The following is a 17,628-nucleotide window of genomic DNA, read 5'->3' on the forward strand; positions in this document are numbered from 1 at the left end:
TTTTTAATGCCGTTTGCCAATCATGGTACTAAATAGGGCAGTTAATCCGTTTGTAATTTTCGTAAAGCCATCCCGTTGGAAACCACTCCAATAAACCCTGCAATCGCAAAGACATATGCAGCAAACAGGGGAGTGGAAGCGAGTGATTCAGTAAGAATTCTAAACATACCAAAAGCAAAAATTAGTAAACTGCCTGTAAGGGTAATAATTGTTCCGGTTTTATTGTTCACTATTACAAACCTCCGAAAAAAGTTAATTATTAACATTTTATATGTTAACACAAATGGAGAAAGGTGTTAACAATTAGATTGATCAATCTCTCTGGCAGTAAGCTTCGGGTTTGGGTTTGGATATATATGTTAATATAAAAATGGGAGATTCACATCTATTGTTTAGAGAAAATCAGTTTACATAAAGCGAGGTTCTGCCCAAAAGTTTTATAGTTTTATAAATCAGGGGGAGTTGTTCAAGTTGCCCGAGCTTGTCAGAAATAATGAGGAAATTTTTATTATCCTATACTGTTTTATTTTATTATGGGTAAATATCAGCTTCATTAAAGAGTATAAAAGTATCAAAGAGGGATTAGGTGACATATCATCCGAAAATGAATTGGAGATAAATCCGAATACAATGGCGATGATGGTTTTCAGCCTGATGTTTAATTTTATTCGCAGATGGCTGATTTATCTGCTTGCCGTGTTAATCACTGGAAACATCTTTGTGGCTGTTGTTTCACTGGCCCTGTTTGTAACAGGTTTATACGACAGCCTGTTCAATTACAGCTTGGCCAGGGTGAAAAAATCGAAAGTGAAGTTGTATTTAGCAGTTATGGACACGGTATATATTTCTGTCTTTGTTATTTATCTTTTGGCTGTCTAAGTAATGCAGGAATTTAAGACTCTGTCGCCTGGGGGGGACCCGATTTCTGCAGGCGATTCGTAAGCCTTTATGGATAAAGAAAGCAGGAGAGCTCCGACCCATGTGTAGTCCGAGCTCTCCTTTTGTTTTCTTAAGGCTGGCTTTCGCTCACTGCGCTCCCTGTCCGCGGACACATTAAGCTTTAATAGCCTTTTTAAAAGAAGTCAGAAAATTTCATTGACATTTGGATTTGCAAATCGTATGATAAATACAAATAAGTGATTTGGATTTACAAATCGATTTACCAACCCAAAATAACCGGTGGAAGGTGACGATGATGGCCGATAAAAACGGAAACAGACACGATGCAATGGAGATCAACTGGGAGCAGCAGAAGGTATTATCCAATCCGCTGCGGTCGAGAATGGTGGCTCTGCTTTACGAACAGGCGATGACACCGAAACAGGTTGCTGATGAAGTAGGGAAAAACCCCGGAACGGTTTACTATCACATCCAGCAGCTGTTAAAGCACGATATTCTCGAAGTTGAACACGTTAACACGGAAAAAGGGATTGTAGAGAAATACTACCGGGCGAAAGCAAAGCTCTTTAAGAATCCGGAAAAAGTATCCCCGGCAGGGCACGTTCACGGCAGTACGGCGAACGTTTATCTGTCCAAAAAGCTTGTGGAACAGTTAAATGAAGAGCTCGAGGATCTTTTCTTTAAATACGGCCATTTATCCTACAGGGAAAAAGACAGCGAGGAACAATCGCCGTATCTGATCGAATTTCTTATAAAAGAAGCGAACGAAGAGGAGGAGGGGGAATGACGACAAAAATAAAGCCTTTCGTGTTTGAGAGAAATTTCCTGATACTGCTGACAGGTGTTTTTATGAACGGGCTGGGGAGCGGGATCTACATGGTTGCGGCGATGCTGCTTGTTTTTAATCTGAGTGGGAGTGTTCTCTATTCCGGGTTCGCCTTTTTTGCAATCAGTTCAGCTGGGGCACTGGCCTTTTTAATTGCCCCGTTTGCAAACTACGCGAAGTATAAGAATGGTCTCGTTTACAGCAACCTGATCAAAGCGATCATCTTATTTACCATCCCAATCATGCACTACACGATCGGCCTGCACGTCTGGTATGTCATCGTTCTATTGTTTATCACCGCGTTACTGACGCAGTATACGTATCCGATTGAATCAACCATACTACCTGTGATCGTAGGGAAAGATCACGTGGTGGAGGCGAATTCGTACCTGCAGACGATTCGTGAGTCGATGGATATTGCCTTCATTGCAGGAGCAGGTATTATCATAGCTGTAATCGGTACCGTTCCGGCTATTGCAATTACGGCTGTCTGCCTGGTGCTGGTGACGATTCTGTATGCCTTCTTCAACTTCCAGCAGCCGGAGATGTCCAGGGAAAAAGCTCAGTCTGTCGGAGCTGCCGCTAACGGTTACTTTAAGGATCTTGGAGCCGGTTTTAGCTACATCAGAAATTCTCTGATTCCGAAAATGATTTTTTCGATCGTGTTCATTAACGTTGCCATGGTGATCATGACAACAAACCTGCCTGCGTTCTCCCTTATAAAAGGGAACGGAGCAGAAGCAGTGTACGGTTTTTATCTCGCCTCCCTGTCGCTCGGGGTCCTGATTGGTACGATTCTTTCTCCCAAACTGAAACATATCGATTTTGGAAAACTGGTTATCGTTACTTTTGCCGGTACAGGGGTGATGTGGATCGGGACGTCGACGCTCCCGGTAGTGCCGTCGATGATTCTATTCTGCACAGGTGCTGTTTCGATCGGAATTCTGAACATCCTTGTGTTTTCGGCGATACAGAAGCAGGTGGAGACAGCGTTTATCGGAAGAGTTGTTACCCTGTTAACGAGTGCAGCATCCCTGGGCATGCCCGCAGGTGCTCTTGCTGGCGGCTTCTTAGGGGAAATGCTTTCACCGGAAATCCCTGTTATGATCTGCGGCATCTCGATGATTGTCTTCAGCCTTTTCTGGTTGAGCAGTTCGGTGTTGCGTAAGCTTCCGGATATTGAGCGCGTGAACCTGTTTTACAGCAAGGCTGCGTAGGCGAATATCCTAAAACGATGAAGGTGTGGGCTGAACATGAAAATCCTTGAAACAGAACGACTGTACTTAAGGGAACTGAGAATGGAAGATGCTGCAGAGCTGGCCGGGGTTCTTTCCGATCCGGAATCGATGCAGTACTACACTGAACCGTTTAGTCAGGAGAAAGTGGTGAAATGGATTGAGTGGAATATGGGGAATTACAGAAAGTACCGTCATGGCTTGTGGGCGGTCATTTTAAAAGAAGAGGATGTATTTCTCGGAGACTGCGGGATTACTATGCAGACAATCGAAAATGAAGAGGTCCCTGAGATTGGCTTCCACATTATTAAGAGCTATTGGAATCGGGGGTATGCAACTGAAGCCGCGAACGCCTGTAAGGAGTATGCATTCGATGTTCTGGCGTACCCCGAGGTGTTTTCATACACCACCGCTGCGAACATCCCTTCACAAAAAGTGGCAGAGAAGATCGGGATGCAGCCCTATAAAGTGTTTGAGAAGAACGGGGAAAAGCAGGTTGTGCAGGTGGTGTCCAGGGCCGGATTACAGGTAAGCGATTAAATCTTTTATGGCTGCAAGTTCGCGGATGTTCCCGTACCGGTAGTCGGAGCCGACGCCGATGCCGAAGCCCCTTATATTCATGTTGATGGCCAGCTCCACATCCGCCGCCGAGTCACCAATCATGAAGGATTCGGTTAAATCAATCCCGGGGTGGGTGTTTAAAGCCTTTTCGATCATACCTGTTTTCGGTTTAATGCAGGAACAGTTCCCGGTCCTGGCATGGGGGCAGTAGTAAATGTCATGAATGATAACCCCGTGCCGTTTCAGATCCTTGGCCATCTGCCTGTTGATATCGTGGTACTGATCCACTGTAATATGACCTTCACCGATAATGTACTGATTGGTGATGATGATGATCGCGTAGCCTTTTCTGTTTACTTCTTTTAACACCGGGATCGCTCCGTCCATAAATACGGGAAAGGTCACGTGGGTCCATTCGTGATCCGCATAATCTTCAATGATTGTTCCGTCCCTGTCAAAAAACGCAACCTTCATGTTTGCCCTCCAATCCCGTTATTTTCCCACATAGACTGTTTTTATCTCTTCTTCAACGATTCTGTTGCCTTCAATCATTACCTTATATGCTTTGGCCCCCGGTCTGGAACTGACAGAGGAGGAGAGCGTTTCATTAATAAAATGAAGAGCAGCACCGTCATCGGCTGCATAACCCTCTTTTATTTCACCTTTTAATACTAACCGGTGGTAAGCCGGTTTCCGTTTGTTCTCACCATCGTAGTGAGGACAGTTGCTGCCTTTTAAAAAGCCCAGACAGTCCAGCTTGTATAACGGAGCGTTCAAAGGATCTGTTAAGCCTTCTTCGAACCAGCAGATTGAACCTGCACTCAGTCCGGTAAGGATAATCCCTTTTTCGTAGGCTTTTTTCAAAATCGTGTCCAATCCCCATTCCTTCCAGAGTACGAGCAGGTTCCTTGTATTACCTCCGCCCACATAGATGACATCCTTGTCGAGTATGAAGTTTTCAATGTCCGGCACTTCCGGTTCAAACAGGGACAGGTGGGAAGGCTCGCATGGAAGCGTCTGAAAGGCCTTGTAAAATCTCTCAATGTAATTGGTCTGGTCCCCACTGGCGGTGGGAACAAAGCAAACCTTTGGTACGTCACTTTTAACCTGAGCCAATATGTAGCGATCAAGTAAAAGGTTTTCGGGCTCCATCGAAAAACCTCCGCCACCCATCGCGATAATTTGTCTCAATCGATTTTCCCCTCCCGTGGTCATTACTTAAAGTACGATGTACTGTTCAATATCCTGATTGATCCTCTGGATGGACTGCTGCCAGAACTCAGGGTGCGAAAGGTTTATACTGAAATGCTTTTTAACCAGCTGTTCAAGAGGGAGTAATCCTGTTTCACTTAAGAACCTCTGGTACTTCCCGCTGAAAAGAGACTCCTTCTTCGCATGCTCTAAAAGTCCAATACTCAGCAGAAACCCAAGAGAGTAGGGGTAATTGTAAAAAGGGATGTTTGCCTGATAGAACTGCACATACTTAATCCATATAAATGGTTCGTATTCACTTAACCCATACCCGTACGCTTCTTTTTGAGCCTGTATGGAAAGCTCTTCTATCTGACTGGCATCCAGAGGCCCGTTTTCTCTGCATTCATAAAAACGGCTTTCAAATAGAAATGCGCCTCTAATCGCCATTAAGTAATTCAGGGTCCGCTCAATTTTTGCACCAAGCATTGCTTTTCTGACTGAAGAATCACCGGTGTTTTCAATTACGTAATCGATATAAGCTGTTTCAAAAAAGACTGAAGCTGTTTCTGCCGTGGTCATTTCGAACGTTTCATCTGAAAACACTAGAGAAGCAGCGTTTTTCATTTGTTTAAAATGCCAGGCGTGTCCCAGTTCATGGGCAAGCCTTCTTGCGCTGTCTATACTCTCGTCATAATTAATGGAGATTCGTGATTCACTTTCTTGCATAAATGGCGCACAAAACCCTCCAGGCGGCTTAGTTTCACGCGGTTCCGCATCAACCCAGCCTCTCATAATGACGTTTTTAATAAATTCGCCTGTGTTACTGTCGATGGGAGCAAGAGCTTCAGAAATTCCTTCAACTGCCTGGGGGAAAGGAATGGTATGTGGTGTTGCCTGAGTTGAAGTCATTAAGTCGTGCCAGGAGATTCTTTCTTTTCCCGATTCCCGGGCTTTAGTGTGTAAATACTTTGAAACCTCAGGCAGGCTGTCATCAACTGCATTCCACATGGCATCAAGCACCGGCTTTGAAATGCCGTTTATTTTCAGTGAAGCTTCAAGGGTATCCGCATTTTTCACCTTATTCTCATTTAGGCGCAGTCCAGCCATGGAATTGTAGATAGAGGCAAAAATACCAGCCTGTTTTTCAAGAGTCCTGTTAAGTTCTGAGAATATTTGATTTCTGGTGGAAGGCACGGGGTGAGACAGTGCCGAATGACTGGCTTCAGCAAAAGACAGTTCAGTTTTTTCACCCTCCGCTTCAGCTTTAACTCTAAGATTATTTCTTACTTGTCCATAGATGTCTTCCATGCTGCTCAGCGTTTCGGCGGCAAAACCTGAAATGATTTTTCCCGAGCTGCTTTTTGGCTCTGTACCTTCTGTTAAATTCCTGATAAAACTCTTCTGCGTCATACGGCTGGACCAGTCTGCGAACTGCTCCTCACCCATTTGGCTGATTATTTTCTTCTGATTCGATACGAGAAGGCGGATGCGGGATTTTAACTCTGAGATGCTGGTAAGTAACGGAGATAAAAAAGAGCGATCTTCCTCTTCGGTGGTAAGACAATAATAGAAGGATTCCGCTGATTCAACTTGCTGAATCAGTCGTGCAAGTTTGTTCAGTTCAATTTCATTGAGGAGTGCTGATTCTTCGGCTGCCTCAAGTACTGACAGTTTTTCTCTTAAACTATTGATGTGAATTCTAAATTCCTGTGTGTCGGGATCACAAGGAAGAAGGTCAGTGAGGTCCCATCTTGTTGGAGCAGCTATATTCATCCTGTTTCACTCCAGTCATATTTAATTATTGATCCACTTAACTATTCCTGAAAAGTCGATGTTAATAGTCCAGGATAAATTGTACGATAATCTAACTCTTTAATAACTCTTCTGGCTATCTCCTGAATCACTTCTTCTTCATAAATGCCTGCTATATAAATTTCTCACAAATACAGGCGCAGCTTTATATATGTAATCAACCATCCCATTAATTTCTTCCAGGTACCGGCCTTCATGGTCAGGAGGGGGAACGGTTAATGAAGTCTCCTCGTTCCTGTATATTTCATTGAACAAGGGAATTCTTCTTCCGTACTGTTCCTCAATGAAGGTCCTGTGCTCCACGCCCATTGCTACAACCAAGGAAAAGTCGTCCAGGAACTTACTCTGAAACTGTGTTCGTTCAAAGGTTGATGTGTCTACGTCAAGATCTTTCATTCTATCAAAGTGAATACTTGAAAACCTGCTTAAATAGCTATCTGCTCTGAAGCCTGCAGAAGCCACTTCTATACCTGTGATGCTGTTTTTCTTCATATAGGACCTTAAACAAAACTCCGCGGTCACGCTTCGTGTGTAATTATCTGTGCACAAAAATAACACCTTCACTTTTTCATCTCCCTTCTGAAGCGGATCTATTTCAAAGCAATATCGATCTGGGCAAAATGATGCTCATCATGCTCTTTAAGCCCCTTAAAGTACTCAGACAGAGACAGTGTTGTTTTTCCGATTGTGAAGTTTCTCTCCCACTTTTCCTCCGGAATTTCCTCGATCGCCTCACAGAGTGCAGTCCTTACAGAAACGAATGTATCGATTGTGGACTGCCGGGACTCTTCCCTCGCTTTGGCTGCTGCCCGGTGGTTTGTTTCTTCAGCGTCGGGGCCTTTTGGGAGCTGGTCAGTGGAAAAGAAGTAAGGCAGCCGCTGATGGAGGACGAAGCGATCCCACGGTATGAAATGACCGACAACTTCGGCTACCGTCCATTTTCCTTTGGCAATCGGTGTTCGCCACTCATCCTCACTCAGGCTCCTCAGAGAATCTGCAAATTCAATTGACTGCTCGTAATGAACTAGTATTTCTTGTTTGTGTCTGTTCATAAGAATCATCCTTCTTAAGTATTTTCATTGTTTAACCAGAAAACATAGAGTCACCCCAACCGCAGTTACACCCTCGCATGACCGCAGTTTTCCTCTGCCTGTTTGAGGTGGTTTTTCCCCCAGTGGCACATGGCCTCCAAAATCGGGCTGATGCTTTTGCCGTATTCACTGAGCCGGTACTCTACTTTCGGCGGCACCTGTTTGTATACATCGCGGATGACAAGGCCGTCCTGTTCAAGATCCCGCAGCTGCTGGGTGAGCATTTTCTGTGTAATGTCCGGCAGCAGTTTTTTCAGCTCACTCGTACGCTTGGTACCTGTTTCAAGATGACAGAGAATCAGGCATTTCCATTTGCCTCCGATCACCTCAAGGGCAGCTTCGATCGACATATGATAGCTTCTCATTTTCCTTCACTCCTAAGGCACTTTGAAGTACCTATCGTACAAAAAAGTGCGTACTTCAATCTTTTTCCACATGCACGTATACTTCTTATTATAAAACCGGAGAGAGGTGGATGGCTATGCTTGTTCTTTACGGGAGTTCCCGTGCGGGCGGCAATTCAGAGCTGCTAGCAGAAAAACTGATCGGCAATCACGAGGCGGAACGGATTTATCTTCGCGGGAAAACGATTGAAAACATTAAAGATCAGAGGCACGAGGAGGGAGGTTTTGAAAAGAAAGGAGACGATTACTATGACGTCCTGGATCAGCTGATGGCCCATGATACTGTTGTATTTGTAACCCCGCTCTACTGGTACGGGATGAGTTCGGTGATGAAAACCTTTGTGGACCGGTGGAGCGAAACGCTTCGCGACAGGCAGGTACCGTTCCGGGAGACGATGAAAAGAAAAATCTTCTACCTGGTTGTCACGGGCGGTGACAATCCAAAGCAGAAAGCCCTGCCCCTCGTCCTTCAGTTCAGGCACATCTGCGATTTCTTTGGGACCAAGTGCGGCGGATACGTGATCGGTGAAGGGAATGAACCGGGGCAGGTGGCAGATGACAGGGAAGCAATGTTTCAGGCAGAGGAGATGTCCAGGCGTTTGAAGTGACGATGGGGAAAAGGACTCGAAGTGGGGAAGCATCAGGTGGACCAACTCCGTTGCCCAGCTATTAATTGAGTCTTAATTGCCTATTACATTTTAATAGCGTTATGTAATAATGAAAGAGTTGTCATGACTTAACAGGAGTTATGCGGTTTCAGTACCTCTGTAAATTTCACAATATTTAAATTAATTGTCCGCCTGCATAACAATCTATAAACCAAGAGGGAGATTACATTGATACAGATAAAAGCGGTCACTAATGAAGACGTGAGAGAAGTTTCGGGCTTAATCGCACAGTTGAACAGCAGCGAGGAGTCACATATTGGCTACTGCGGGAAGGATCAGAAGGAAATTCAGAAATCCCTTCTGGAAGATCTGGATGATGTGAAGTTTCCGGAGAGTTTTGTCGGCGCTTATGAAGGGGATCAGCTGGTTGGTGTACTGGGGTTTGATGCCGACCTTGAAGATCGGAGTGCCGAAGTGTGGGGGCCTTTCATACAGGCAGATAAGTGGGATGCCGCAATTGATATGTGGAAAACAATGATGGTACGGCTGCCGGATGAGATCGATTCACTGGAGATGTTTCCGAATGCGAAAAACCGTCGCGCATGCCAAATGGCAGAAGAACTCTCATTTAAAAAACACAGCGATCAGACAATCCTGACCTTTCACGGGGACCAGAGCCGAGAGCTGACAAGCACCTCTGTGGAGGAATTAACCCCGGCGTACGAGTCTGAGATGATACAGCTGCACGACTCCGCCTTCCCGGGGACTTATTATAGCGGACAGCAGATCCTCGAACGGTTAAATGAAAACCGTAAAGTGTTTGTCATCACCAGTAATGGCACCCTTTATGGGTACATATATGTAGAAGCTGAGCCGGAGTTCGGTGACGGCAACATCGAATTTTTTGCTGTGGCTCCGTCTGCGAGAGGAAAAGGCATTGGGACGCAGTTGTTAACTGGAGCTCTGAAGTGGCTGTTCACATTCGAGTCCATCGAATCGATCAGGCTTTGTGTCAACGCAGCCAATGACCGGGCTGTAAACTTATATAAAAAAGCAGGTTTTCAGCATCAGCATGATTTGCAGGTGTTCAGTAAAGAGGTTTAAGGCAGGAGGAGTAAGGGCGCGGGGAGGACCCGTGCTCTTTTTCGTACAGTCAGATAATAGCCGGCTTCTGCATCCTCCAAAAAAATCACTTCATTCTCTATTTCATCATACCGAGAATCTGCTTTGAATTTTTGATCAGTCCCAGTAACCCGAGTCCTTTTTTTGCATCTTTCGTTAATTTCTTTTCTGCCGTCTTAATCGTTTTCTCATTGGCCGAAGTATAATTGCCGGCATTGTAAAGCGGCTGCGGGTCGTATTCCAGAATCAGCTGAATCGCTTTTGTTTCATCTTCCCCAACCATCCTGTCTGATAAGTACAAAGCCATATCGATCCCTGCAGACACCCCGGCAGCGGTCAGGTATTTCCCATCCTCGACGATCCGTTCCCTTGCCGGTACGGCTCCATATCGGCTTAAGAGGTTAAGCGGCTTCCAGTGGGAGGTTGCCTTCCGTCCGGCTAATAAACCGGAAGAAGCGAGCAGCATCGAGCCGGAGCAGACGGACGTCGTCCATTTCGTCGTTTTATCCATCTCCTTAATCCACTCCAGAACTCTCTCGTTCTTCATCTCTTCAATGAATGCGATAGTGGAGCCGGGGATGATTAGAATATCCGCCTCTTTCACATCCTCGATCGAGTGCTTCACGTTCAAATCAACAAAACCTGAATCGGCCTTGATTTCCCCTGTTCTCTCAGCCGCAAAGCAGACCTCGGCATCGGGAAGGTTCCTTAAAACCTCATAAGGTCCGATAGCATCCAGCATCGTGATCCCGTGGTATACGTAAATGACGATTTTCATGACTTGGCCTCCTGTTTTTATCCTGAGAAACCAATTCAATTAACAGTTGGGGAAACCCTCTAATGATTTCCAGAAAGGTACCTGCAGGGATTATTCTTTATATATTTCACATTATCTCTATTCTCTTATTTTTACTTCTTTTTCCTTTGATTTAGCCATATCGGTCGATTTTCAGTCATAAATCATGTTTTTGTCCGTTTATCTACTGTATGCTTTTAAATGCAAACGAATAATAGATATTAAACCTGGGTATTGTCAATAGTTTTTGAAAGAATTTTCTGTCAGATAACAAAATAAAGTACTGTCTTTTTTCAGATGACAGGCTTATACTAATCTGGAAATATACTAATGAATGTTTAGGAGGAATGGTTGTGAAAGGCTTGTTCTTGTCCTTGTTGATTGGTTTGTTCCTTGTCGTCTCGCCATCTGCCGGCAGTGCCGCACCATCGGAGAAAGAACTGGAGACCTATTTAAATGACACCAAATGGTCCCACAGTGAACTGGTGGAATACCTGGATTTCTACGATTTAACCCTGGATGATTTTGAAGACATGGAGGATCTCGAATCCTTTCTGGGTCCTCTACTGAGTGAAGAAACCCTCAGAGACCTGCTTCATGACTTTGGTGTGAGCGAACGGGAAGTTACCGAACTTCTTGTCAAAAACGGGGAGCTTGAAAATGGCGAGGGGATCCTGGACGTTTACAGATTCGCTGACGACCTGGAATTCGACCTGTTTTACTATGTACAGACTCCGATTACTGAGGAAACCCTGGACGAGCTGTTAAAAGACTACGAGCTTACATATGATGAGCTGACTGCTCTTTTAAAAGACAACGGAGATTCTATTGGAAACTATGAATATATCGAAGATCTGGACTTGGCTGTATGGGATTATCTGTACGGCGGCGACTGGGACATGGACTTTGAGGAACTTACCACGTTTATGGATGAGATCGGTTTAACCGAGGAAGAGCTCGAGAGACTGTTCCAGCACCTCGAGTCACTGGACTTTGATGACGCTTTTCTGGATCGGCTGGACGAGCTGTCATGGCGGCTCATTGCTTTCGAGGATTTTGACGAAGCATCCGAGCTCACAGCTGAACAAATCGCGGAACTGCTTGCGATCTTCACGGAGCTGTTGGACCTGTTCCAAATGGAAGTGGAGTTTTACTTTGTTAAAGGAGACGAAAAGAATCCGGTTTCCCTTCAGTCCCTCATGACGATGACAACGACAGACGGCTACGACCTGCTTATCGAGCTGTACAACAGACAGGGCACGTTTCTGGCGGACATTCTGTTAAGAGCTGACATGTTCGGCTGGGAACTGATCAACGGCACGGGCACTGATCTTAAAAAGACCCATGATGTGATCGAAGAGAACGGGCATAAAGAACATAAAGAGGTCAGCGTAAGCAAACCTGCAGATAAAGCCGGGGAGAGTAAGACTCTCGTGAAAACGGAGCACGGTGCGAAGCTTCCGAAAACAGCAACCAGTACCGCTTCCGGGTTGGCAGCCGGGCTCCTGGTTCTCATGAGCGGCCTGTTGCTCTACCGGAGGTTCAGTGTTAAACATGGCTAAAGAACAGCGGAAAAGAATGAAGCGATTCATTCTTCTTTCTTTCAGTATGGCGTTGATTGCGGGAGGCTTGTGGTTTACGACAACCACGTCCTATACGTTTCTGAAAGGGTACATGCTCTACAAGAGCGGCGGGGGAGTGACCGTTCAGGCTGAAGGCGCAGGAACGGAGGACGCTCATCTCCAGGAAGAGCCCGCAAAAGAAGACGTGCCCGGTTTGGAGGAGGATCCGGACGCGGGTCCTCTTTACCCTGAACGACCGGAAATCGGGGATGTAATCGGAGAACTTTATATTCCGAAGCTTGATGCGAAGCTTCCGATCTACCATGGTACCGATGAAGACGAGCTGGCAAAAGGCGTCGGTCATTTTGCAGGAAGCGTATTACCGGGGGAACCGGACAACGCTGTTCTGGCCGGACACAGGGACACAGTCTTTCGTGATCTCGGTGAAATCGGACTAAACGATCTTCTCATTGTTACCACGGCTGCAGGAGAATTCGAATACAAAGTGAAAAACGTCCGCATCGTCGATGAAGACGACAGAACCGTGATCGTTCCAAAACCGAGAGCCACACTCACAGTGAGCACCTGCTATCCGTTTACAGTTGCGGGGAGTGCGCCGGAGCGCTACGTTCTCGTAGCGGAACTTCGGGGCGGGGAGCGGGAAAGGGGAAAGCGGTGAAGAGAATTTGTCATCATTTCATGATAGTTTAAAATCATAAAGGAAAGGATGATAGCAATGGACGCAGTGGATATGTTAAGAGATGATTTACTGGCTGAACTTGAAACGGGCATCCGGTCGATGGAAGGCCTGCTGAAAAAGGTGCAAATGGAGGACTGGGATTATCAGCCGGCAGACAACATGAGAAGCCTTAAAGAGCTTGCAAAACATATCGTTTCCATACCGGAAGTAGACCTTCATATTTTTCAGGAAGAAGAGCAGGAAACGATTCAGGAGCTGGAAGCAAAATACGATAAACTGGGATCAGCTGATGACATGATTAAAGCAATGTATAATGGGTTTGAAGAGTATAAAGGATATTACCTGTCCTTATCTGAAGAGGATTTTCTGACTAAAAAAACAAAACCATTTTACCTTGAAGAAGGTGAAACACAGGCACGCTGGCTTGTTGAAGAAGTTTCCCACCTTTTCCATCACCGGGGACAGTTTTTCAACTATTTGAAGCAGCTTGGCTACGACGTGACAATGTTCGATCTTTATGTCTGACACAGCTGATGCCACGGGAGGAATCATGATGACACAGAAAAAGAATGCCAGGGTCTGTGAAGAGGGCCATACTTATTACAAAAGCAGCGACTGTCCAAGCTGTCCTGTCTGTGATAAAGAGAAAAAGCCTGAAAGCGGCTTTCTCTCGAAGCTCAGTAAACCTGCAAAAGGCGCTCTGATTCATGAAGGGGTCGACACGCTGGAGAAATTATCAAAGTACACGGAGAAAGAAATATTAAAAATCCATGGTATTGGACCGGCTTCCCTGCCTGTGATGAGATCGTTACTGGCGGAAGAGGGATTATCGTTTAAGGACAGTTGACAACATTCCCTTTCTTCTTCTTCCTCAGCGTAAGACTCATTCATCTTCTCCTGTCCCTGGCCCTAAGCATTTTTCCTGTCCCTGATCTAAGCCCCAAGTCGCCTGGAGTATGGGCCAACCTGGATTGAAAAAAGATTTTACCGGTACTGACTTGCAATTCCCCACATCTCCTGATACAATAAAGAAGAATTATTTTTGTTCGGTGTAAAAGAAAGTATGAAGAAGGACTTCGTCTTGATGATACTTGAGCAAGAATAGTAATACATTGTGCGATCACGCACTAGGAGGCAACAAACATGGAACAAGGTACAGTAAAATGGTTTAACGCAGAAAAAGGTTTTGGATTCATCGAAGTAGAAGGACAGGACGATGTATTCGTACACTTCTCTGCTATCCAGGGCGAAGGATTTAAAACACTTGAAGAAGGTCAAAGCGTAACTTTTGACGTTGAGCAGGGTTCCCGCGGACCTCAAGCTGCTAACGTTCAAAAAGCTTAATCTTATATCGCTTATACAAACAGGCTCTTTATGCGGAGCCTGTTTTTTTGTGTTCAATAAAAAAAGCCTGCTCAACGTTAGAGTAGGGAGGGAGTAAAGGTATTGGGTCTGGTAAAATTGCAGAAAAGATTAAAGAGGTCAAAGCTCTATAGGGGAGTTCAGGAAGGTGAATCGTTGAAAAAACCTTTCGAACATATTCCCGAAAACTCAGGATATTTTCGGGAGGTGTACTATATTCTTTTCAATTAGTCTTAATGAAAACTTTCTAATTGATTTTCAGTGATCCCTTTAATTAATTCCAGTTCACTGCTCAGGAATTTACGGGCGTTATCCAGCATTTTCTTTTCGCTTGTATTAAGTGCTTTTTCCTTCTCCATACGCATTAAGTCACGTACAACTTCAGCACAGTCCTGTATTTCACCTGTTTTTATTTTCTCTGTGTTCACTTTATACCGTTGTTTCCATGACAGCAGGCTATCTGATTCTCCATGCTGAAAAATGTGCATGATGTGTTTTAAAGCCAAAATGTCAGTAACAGGGCGTATGCATGAACTGACTATTTTATTCTCAGGAATCATAACCTGCATGTTACCGATTAACATTTTTATGACATAATACTGCTGTTTGTCACCGGAGATTTCCTTTTCTTCAATGGCTTTGATTTCACCTGCTCCGTGCATTGGATAAACAATGTTATCACCGACTTGAAACAAATTATCCACCTCCCTGTATAGTTACATTCTTAATCATAACACAAATGATGTTTTTTAACAAATTTTTAATAATACCATATATGTGTTTTGCGTGTCAACTTGTTTTTGGGAACCCGGATTTCCAAGGGGATACTATTTCTGCTGCGTAAAATCAGGGGGCCCAAAAAAAATAGCGATGCCGTCGTTAACAGACATCGCTATCCTGTATATGCCCGGAAAAGAGTCTCCCGCTGCCAATGGAAAGCGGCATGCAGGGACCTGAATCAAAAGGACGTTCGTTCCTTATCACTTTTGATTTTTTTCCTCCCGGAACCTCTCGACAGCCTCTTCTACACTAAAAACGCCAACATTCCCTTTCTTCCGCTTCCTGAGTGCTACAGACCCGTTCTCCATCTCCTGATCCCCGACGATGAGCATGTAGGGAATTTTCTTTTTTTCTGCTTCGCGGATTTTCAGCCCCATTTTTTCCCCGCGGTCATCCACTTCCACGCGCAGTCCGGCGGCTTCCAGGCGGGACTGTACCTCGTAGGCATAATCTGCATGGGCATCGGAGGAAATCGGGATGATTTTTGCCTGTACCGGTGTCAGCCAGAGAGGGAACTCCCCGGCAAAGTGCTCGATTAAGATGGCCATAAATCGCTCAAGGGAACCGAAAATGGCTCTGTGAATGAGAACGGGAACGTGGCGGCTGTTGTCTTCGCCTATATAGGAGCAGGCGAATTTTTGAGGCATCTGAAAATCGAGCTGGATCGTGCCGCACTGCCAGCTTCTGCCCAGTGAGTCCAGAATGTGAAAGTCGATTTTAGGGCCGTAAAATGCCCCGTCGCCGGGATTGAGCTTGTAGTCGACGCTCTTTTTTTCCAGAACGGATTCAAGTGCTTCCTCCGCGTCGTCCCAGATTTCTCTCTCACCCATGTAGTCCTCCGGCCGCGTGGAAAGCTCGACTTTGTACTCAAACCCGAAGTGGGCGTAGAAGTCATCGACCAGCTCAAGAATGTTCCCGATTTCCGCTTCAATCTGATCGGGTCGGACGAACAGGTGGGCGTCGTCCTGTGTAAAGGAGCGCACCCTCAGGAGTCCGTTTAAAGACCCTGAAAGCTCGTGTCTGTGAATGAGCCCGAGCTCTCCGTAGCGGACCGGGAGTTCCCGGTAGCTGCGGCGTTTGCTGTTGTAGATGGCGATCGCCCCGGGGCAGTTCATCGGCTTGATCGCGTAATTCTGCTCATCCACCTGGGAGAAGTACATGTTTTCGTGGTAGTGATCCCAGTGGCCGGACTTCTCCCAGAGCTCCTGCTTCATCATGATCGGTGTCCTGATTTCCCGGTAGCCTGCCTCCTGGTGCTTTTTGCGCCACAGGTTTTCAAGTTCGTTGCGGATCACCATCCCGTTCGGCAGGAAAAAGGGCATGCCCGGCGCATCCTCCATGGATGTGAACAGCTCCAGTTCCTGACCCAGCTTTCTGTGATTTCTTCTTTCTGCTTCTGATTGATTTGCCATTGTGAATTCCTCCTGAATTTTTTATAAAAATGAGTTTACCCTTTCGTCAGTTTCGTGCAGCTCCGCTGAACGCCATCCGCTCCCTTTCCGCGGCGGTGCCGGCGAGCCTCCGCGAGCTTCGCCCTGCGGGGTCTCGCCTGGCCCCCACTGCCGCAGGAGTCTCGCTGCTGGCGTCAGCTGCGCAAAAGAGCGATTTACTGACTAAGAGGTATACTTATTTATGAAAAAAGACCACACTCTTCCCGTAAGTAGGGACGAGTGTGGTCGTGGTTCCACCCTGATTCCATAGAGCGGAGAACGCTCTATGCTCAAGAAAGGTAACGGATTTCCCGGCTGCGGATAGTCTGGCTTTGTGCCATTTCCCCGCAGCAGCTCGAAGGTGGTAAACGATTCCGTTTTCCTGCAGGGCTCTCAGCCGGTGACCCTGTTCTCTGTCAGGAAAAGTGAAGAATCGTTCGTGTCCTTTTCAACGCCTGTTATATTATTTTTTAAACGCTCTGTTAAAGTCAATTGTTGATTTCCGCTCAGCGCGCTCCCTTTCCGCGGGCACCACTGCAGCCTCCCTCGGGAAAAATCACCCTCCAGGGTCTTCCGTAGGTGCTTTTCCCGCTGGAGTGTCGCGCCTTCACTTCAATCAACTGTTTTTTAATCAAAAAGACCACACTCATCTTGTAAGTAGGGACGAGTGTGGTCGTGGTTCCACCCTGATTCCACAGAGCGGTGAACGCTCTATGCTCAAGAAAGATAACGGATTTCCCGGTTACAGATAGTCTGGCCTGGTGCCATTTCCCCGTAACAGCTCGAAGGTGGTAAACGATCCCGTTTTCCTGCAGGGCTTTCAGCCAGTGACCCTGCTCTCTGATAGGAAAAATAAAGAATCGTTCGTGTCCTTTTCAACGCCTTTTATTTCATTTGATGATCAGTATATTCCTGTGCATACGGAAATGTTTCGTCGGCTCAGCCACCGAAACCACCATGCGGGGTTACAATAGTCAAAAAAGACCACACTCATCCCGAAAGCAGGGACGAATGTGGTCGTGGTTCCACCCTTAATTCCATAGAGCAGAGCGCTCTATGCTCAAGAAAGATAACGGATTTCCCGGTTACAGATAGTCTGGCCTGGGGCCATTTCCCCGTAACAGCTCGAAGGTGGTAAACGATCCCGTTTTCTGCAGGACTTTCAGCCGGTGACCCTGCTCTCTGATAGGAAAAGTGAAGAACCGTTCGTGTCCTTTTCACAGCTGTTGATTTGTTATTGTTTGT

The 17,628-nt window shown here is 45.9% G+C and carries 21 protein-coding genes and 1 other annotated feature; of the genes, 11 read left to right on the forward strand and 10 right to left on the reverse strand.

The genetic code is table 11. From position 1 onward, the window contains the following. Positions 1-41: 41 nt before the first annotated feature. On the reverse strand, positions 42-230 hold the full coding sequence (locus tag FGB90_RS14760) for a hypothetical protein (protein WP_138811604.1): 189 nt from the start codon (positions 228-230) through the stop codon (positions 42-44). Between the two features lie 241 nt (positions 231-471). Here FGB90_RS14760 and FGB90_RS14765 point away from each other — a divergent pair, with 241 nt between their 5' ends. The 4 genes from FGB90_RS14765 to FGB90_RS14780 all read left to right on the forward strand — a co-directional run bounded on the left by FGB90_RS14765 (position 472) and on the right by FGB90_RS14780 (position 3,501). Beyond that, a complete protein-coding gene (locus tag FGB90_RS14765; protein WP_138811605.1) occupies positions 472-879 on the forward strand; it encodes a hypothetical protein in 408 nt (135 codons plus the stop codon). A 313-nt stretch (positions 880-1,192) separates the two neighbouring features. Further along, a complete protein-coding gene (locus tag FGB90_RS14770; protein ID WP_246056196.1) occupies positions 1,193-1,687 on the forward strand; it encodes an ArsR/SmtB family transcription factor in 495 nt (164 codons plus the stop codon). Further along, the gene (locus FGB90_RS14775; RefSeq protein ID WP_138811606.1) at positions 1,684-2,943 is read left to right on the forward strand and encodes an MFS transporter; all 1,260 of its coding nucleotides are present in this window, start codon (positions 1,684-1,686) and stop codon (positions 2,941-2,943) included. The genes FGB90_RS14770 and FGB90_RS14775 overlap by 4 nt, the downstream gene beginning before the upstream one ends. Positions 2,944-2,979: 36 nt before the next feature. Beyond that, positions 2,980-3,501, forward strand: coding sequence for a GNAT family N-acetyltransferase (locus FGB90_RS14780; protein ID WP_138811607.1), 522 nt, complete (start codon positions 2,980-2,982; stop codon positions 3,499-3,501). Here the strand turns inward: FGB90_RS14780 and FGB90_RS14785 are convergent. The 6 genes from FGB90_RS14785 to FGB90_RS14810 all read right to left on the reverse strand — a co-directional run bounded on the left by FGB90_RS14785 (position 3,484) and on the right by FGB90_RS14810 (position 7,984). Next, a complete protein-coding gene (locus FGB90_RS14785; RefSeq protein WP_138811608.1) occupies positions 3,484-3,996 on the reverse strand; it encodes an HAD-IIIA family hydrolase in 513 nt (170 codons plus the stop codon). The two genes, FGB90_RS14780 and FGB90_RS14785, sit on opposite strands and share 18 nt — an antisense overlap. A gap of 18 nt (positions 3,997-4,014) precedes the next feature. Further along, positions 4,015-4,713 carry a Type 1 glutamine amidotransferase-like domain-containing protein gene (locus FGB90_RS14790; protein ID WP_138811609.1) on the reverse strand — a complete coding sequence of 233 codons (699 nt, stop codon included), beginning with the start codon at positions 4,711-4,713 and terminating at the stop codon, positions 4,015-4,017. 27 nt (positions 4,714-4,740) lie between these two features. Further along, positions 4,741-6,489, reverse strand: coding sequence for a M3 family metallopeptidase (locus tag FGB90_RS14795; RefSeq protein ID WP_138811610.1), 1,749 nt, complete (start codon positions 6,487-6,489; stop codon positions 4,741-4,743). 138 nt (positions 6,490-6,627) lie between these two features. After that, entirely contained in the window at positions 6,628-7,092 is a 465-nt protein-coding gene (locus FGB90_RS14800) for an arsenate-mycothiol transferase ArsC (RefSeq protein ID WP_171051853.1), read from the reverse strand. A 26-nt stretch (positions 7,093-7,118) separates the two neighbouring features. Beyond that, positions 7,119-7,580 (reverse strand): DinB family protein, encoded by a 462-nt coding sequence (locus tag FGB90_RS14805; protein WP_171051854.1) that lies wholly within the window; start codon positions 7,578-7,580, stop codon positions 7,119-7,121. Positions 7,581-7,645: 65 nt separating this feature from the next. After that, on the reverse strand, positions 7,646-7,984 hold the full coding sequence (locus tag FGB90_RS14810; protein WP_138811613.1) for a winged helix-turn-helix transcriptional regulator: 339 nt from the start codon (positions 7,982-7,984) through the stop codon (positions 7,646-7,648). Between the two features lie 110 nt (positions 7,985-8,094). On the opposite strand from FGB90_RS14810, the gene FGB90_RS14815 reads away from it, so the two are divergent. Together FGB90_RS14815 and FGB90_RS14820 are read left to right on the forward strand one after the other, a co-directional pair. Then, a complete protein-coding gene (locus tag FGB90_RS14815; protein WP_438502704.1) occupies positions 8,095-8,631 on the forward strand; it encodes a flavodoxin family protein in 537 nt (178 codons plus the stop codon). Positions 8,632-8,859: 228 nt separating this feature from the next. After that, positions 8,860-9,735 carry a GNAT family N-acetyltransferase gene (locus FGB90_RS14820; RefSeq protein ID WP_138811614.1) on the forward strand — a complete coding sequence of 292 codons (876 nt, stop codon included), beginning with the start codon at positions 8,860-8,862 and terminating at the stop codon, positions 9,733-9,735. A gap of 97 nt (positions 9,736-9,832) precedes the next feature. Here FGB90_RS14820 and FGB90_RS14825 read toward each other — a convergent pair whose 3' ends face one another. Beyond that, positions 9,833-10,531 (reverse strand): DJ-1/PfpI family protein, encoded by a 699-nt coding sequence (locus FGB90_RS14825; protein WP_138811615.1) that lies wholly within the window; start codon positions 10,529-10,531, stop codon positions 9,833-9,835. Between the two features lie 371 nt (positions 10,532-10,902). Here FGB90_RS14825 and FGB90_RS14830 point away from each other — a divergent pair, with 371 nt between their 5' ends. From FGB90_RS14830 to FGB90_RS14850, 5 genes are all read left to right on the forward strand, one after another. Beyond that, the gene (locus FGB90_RS14830) at positions 10,903-12,111 is read left to right on the forward strand and encodes a processed acidic surface protein (RefSeq protein WP_171051855.1); all 1,209 of its coding nucleotides are present in this window, start codon (positions 10,903-10,905) and stop codon (positions 12,109-12,111) included. Further along, positions 12,104-12,790, forward strand: coding sequence for a class D sortase, LPxTATN-specific (srtD, locus tag FGB90_RS14835; protein ID WP_138811617.1), 687 nt, complete (start codon positions 12,104-12,106; stop codon positions 12,788-12,790). The genes FGB90_RS14830 and srtD overlap by 8 nt, the downstream gene beginning before the upstream one ends. Before the next feature lie 57 nt (positions 12,791-12,847). Continuing rightward, complete coding sequence (locus tag FGB90_RS14840; protein WP_138811618.1) at positions 12,848-13,336, forward strand: DinB family protein; 489 nt, start codon at positions 12,848-12,850, stop codon at positions 13,334-13,336. A gap of 28 nt (positions 13,337-13,364) precedes the next feature. Then, the gene (locus tag FGB90_RS14845) at positions 13,365-13,658 is read left to right on the forward strand and encodes an RNA polymerase alpha subunit C-terminal domain-containing protein (protein WP_138811688.1); all 294 of its coding nucleotides are present in this window, start codon (positions 13,365-13,367) and stop codon (positions 13,656-13,658) included. Between the two features lie 296 nt (positions 13,659-13,954). After that, on the forward strand, positions 13,955-14,155 hold the full coding sequence (locus tag FGB90_RS14850; RefSeq protein ID WP_138811619.1) for a cold-shock protein: 201 nt from the start codon (positions 13,955-13,957) through the stop codon (positions 14,153-14,155). A 251-nt stretch (positions 14,156-14,406) separates the two neighbouring features. Here FGB90_RS14850 and FGB90_RS14855 read toward each other — a convergent pair whose 3' ends face one another. After that, positions 14,407-14,868 carry a CarD family transcriptional regulator gene (locus FGB90_RS14855; RefSeq protein ID WP_138811620.1) on the reverse strand — a complete coding sequence of 154 codons (462 nt, stop codon included), beginning with the start codon at positions 14,866-14,868 and terminating at the stop codon, positions 14,407-14,409. 285 nt (positions 14,869-15,153) lie between these two features. Next, a complete protein-coding gene (gene thrS / locus FGB90_RS14860; RefSeq protein ID WP_138811621.1) occupies positions 15,154-16,365 on the reverse strand; it encodes a threonine--tRNA ligase in 1,212 nt (403 codons plus the stop codon). A gap of 674 nt (positions 16,366-17,039) precedes the next feature. Next, positions 17,040-17,271, reverse strand: a binding site (T-box leader). Between the last annotated feature and the right edge of the window lie 357 nt (positions 17,272-17,628).

Source organism: Alteribacter natronophilus (assembly GCF_006007885.1).
Classification (GTDB): Bacteria; Bacillota; Bacilli; order Bacillales; family Salisediminibacteriaceae; genus Alteribacter; species Alteribacter natronophilus.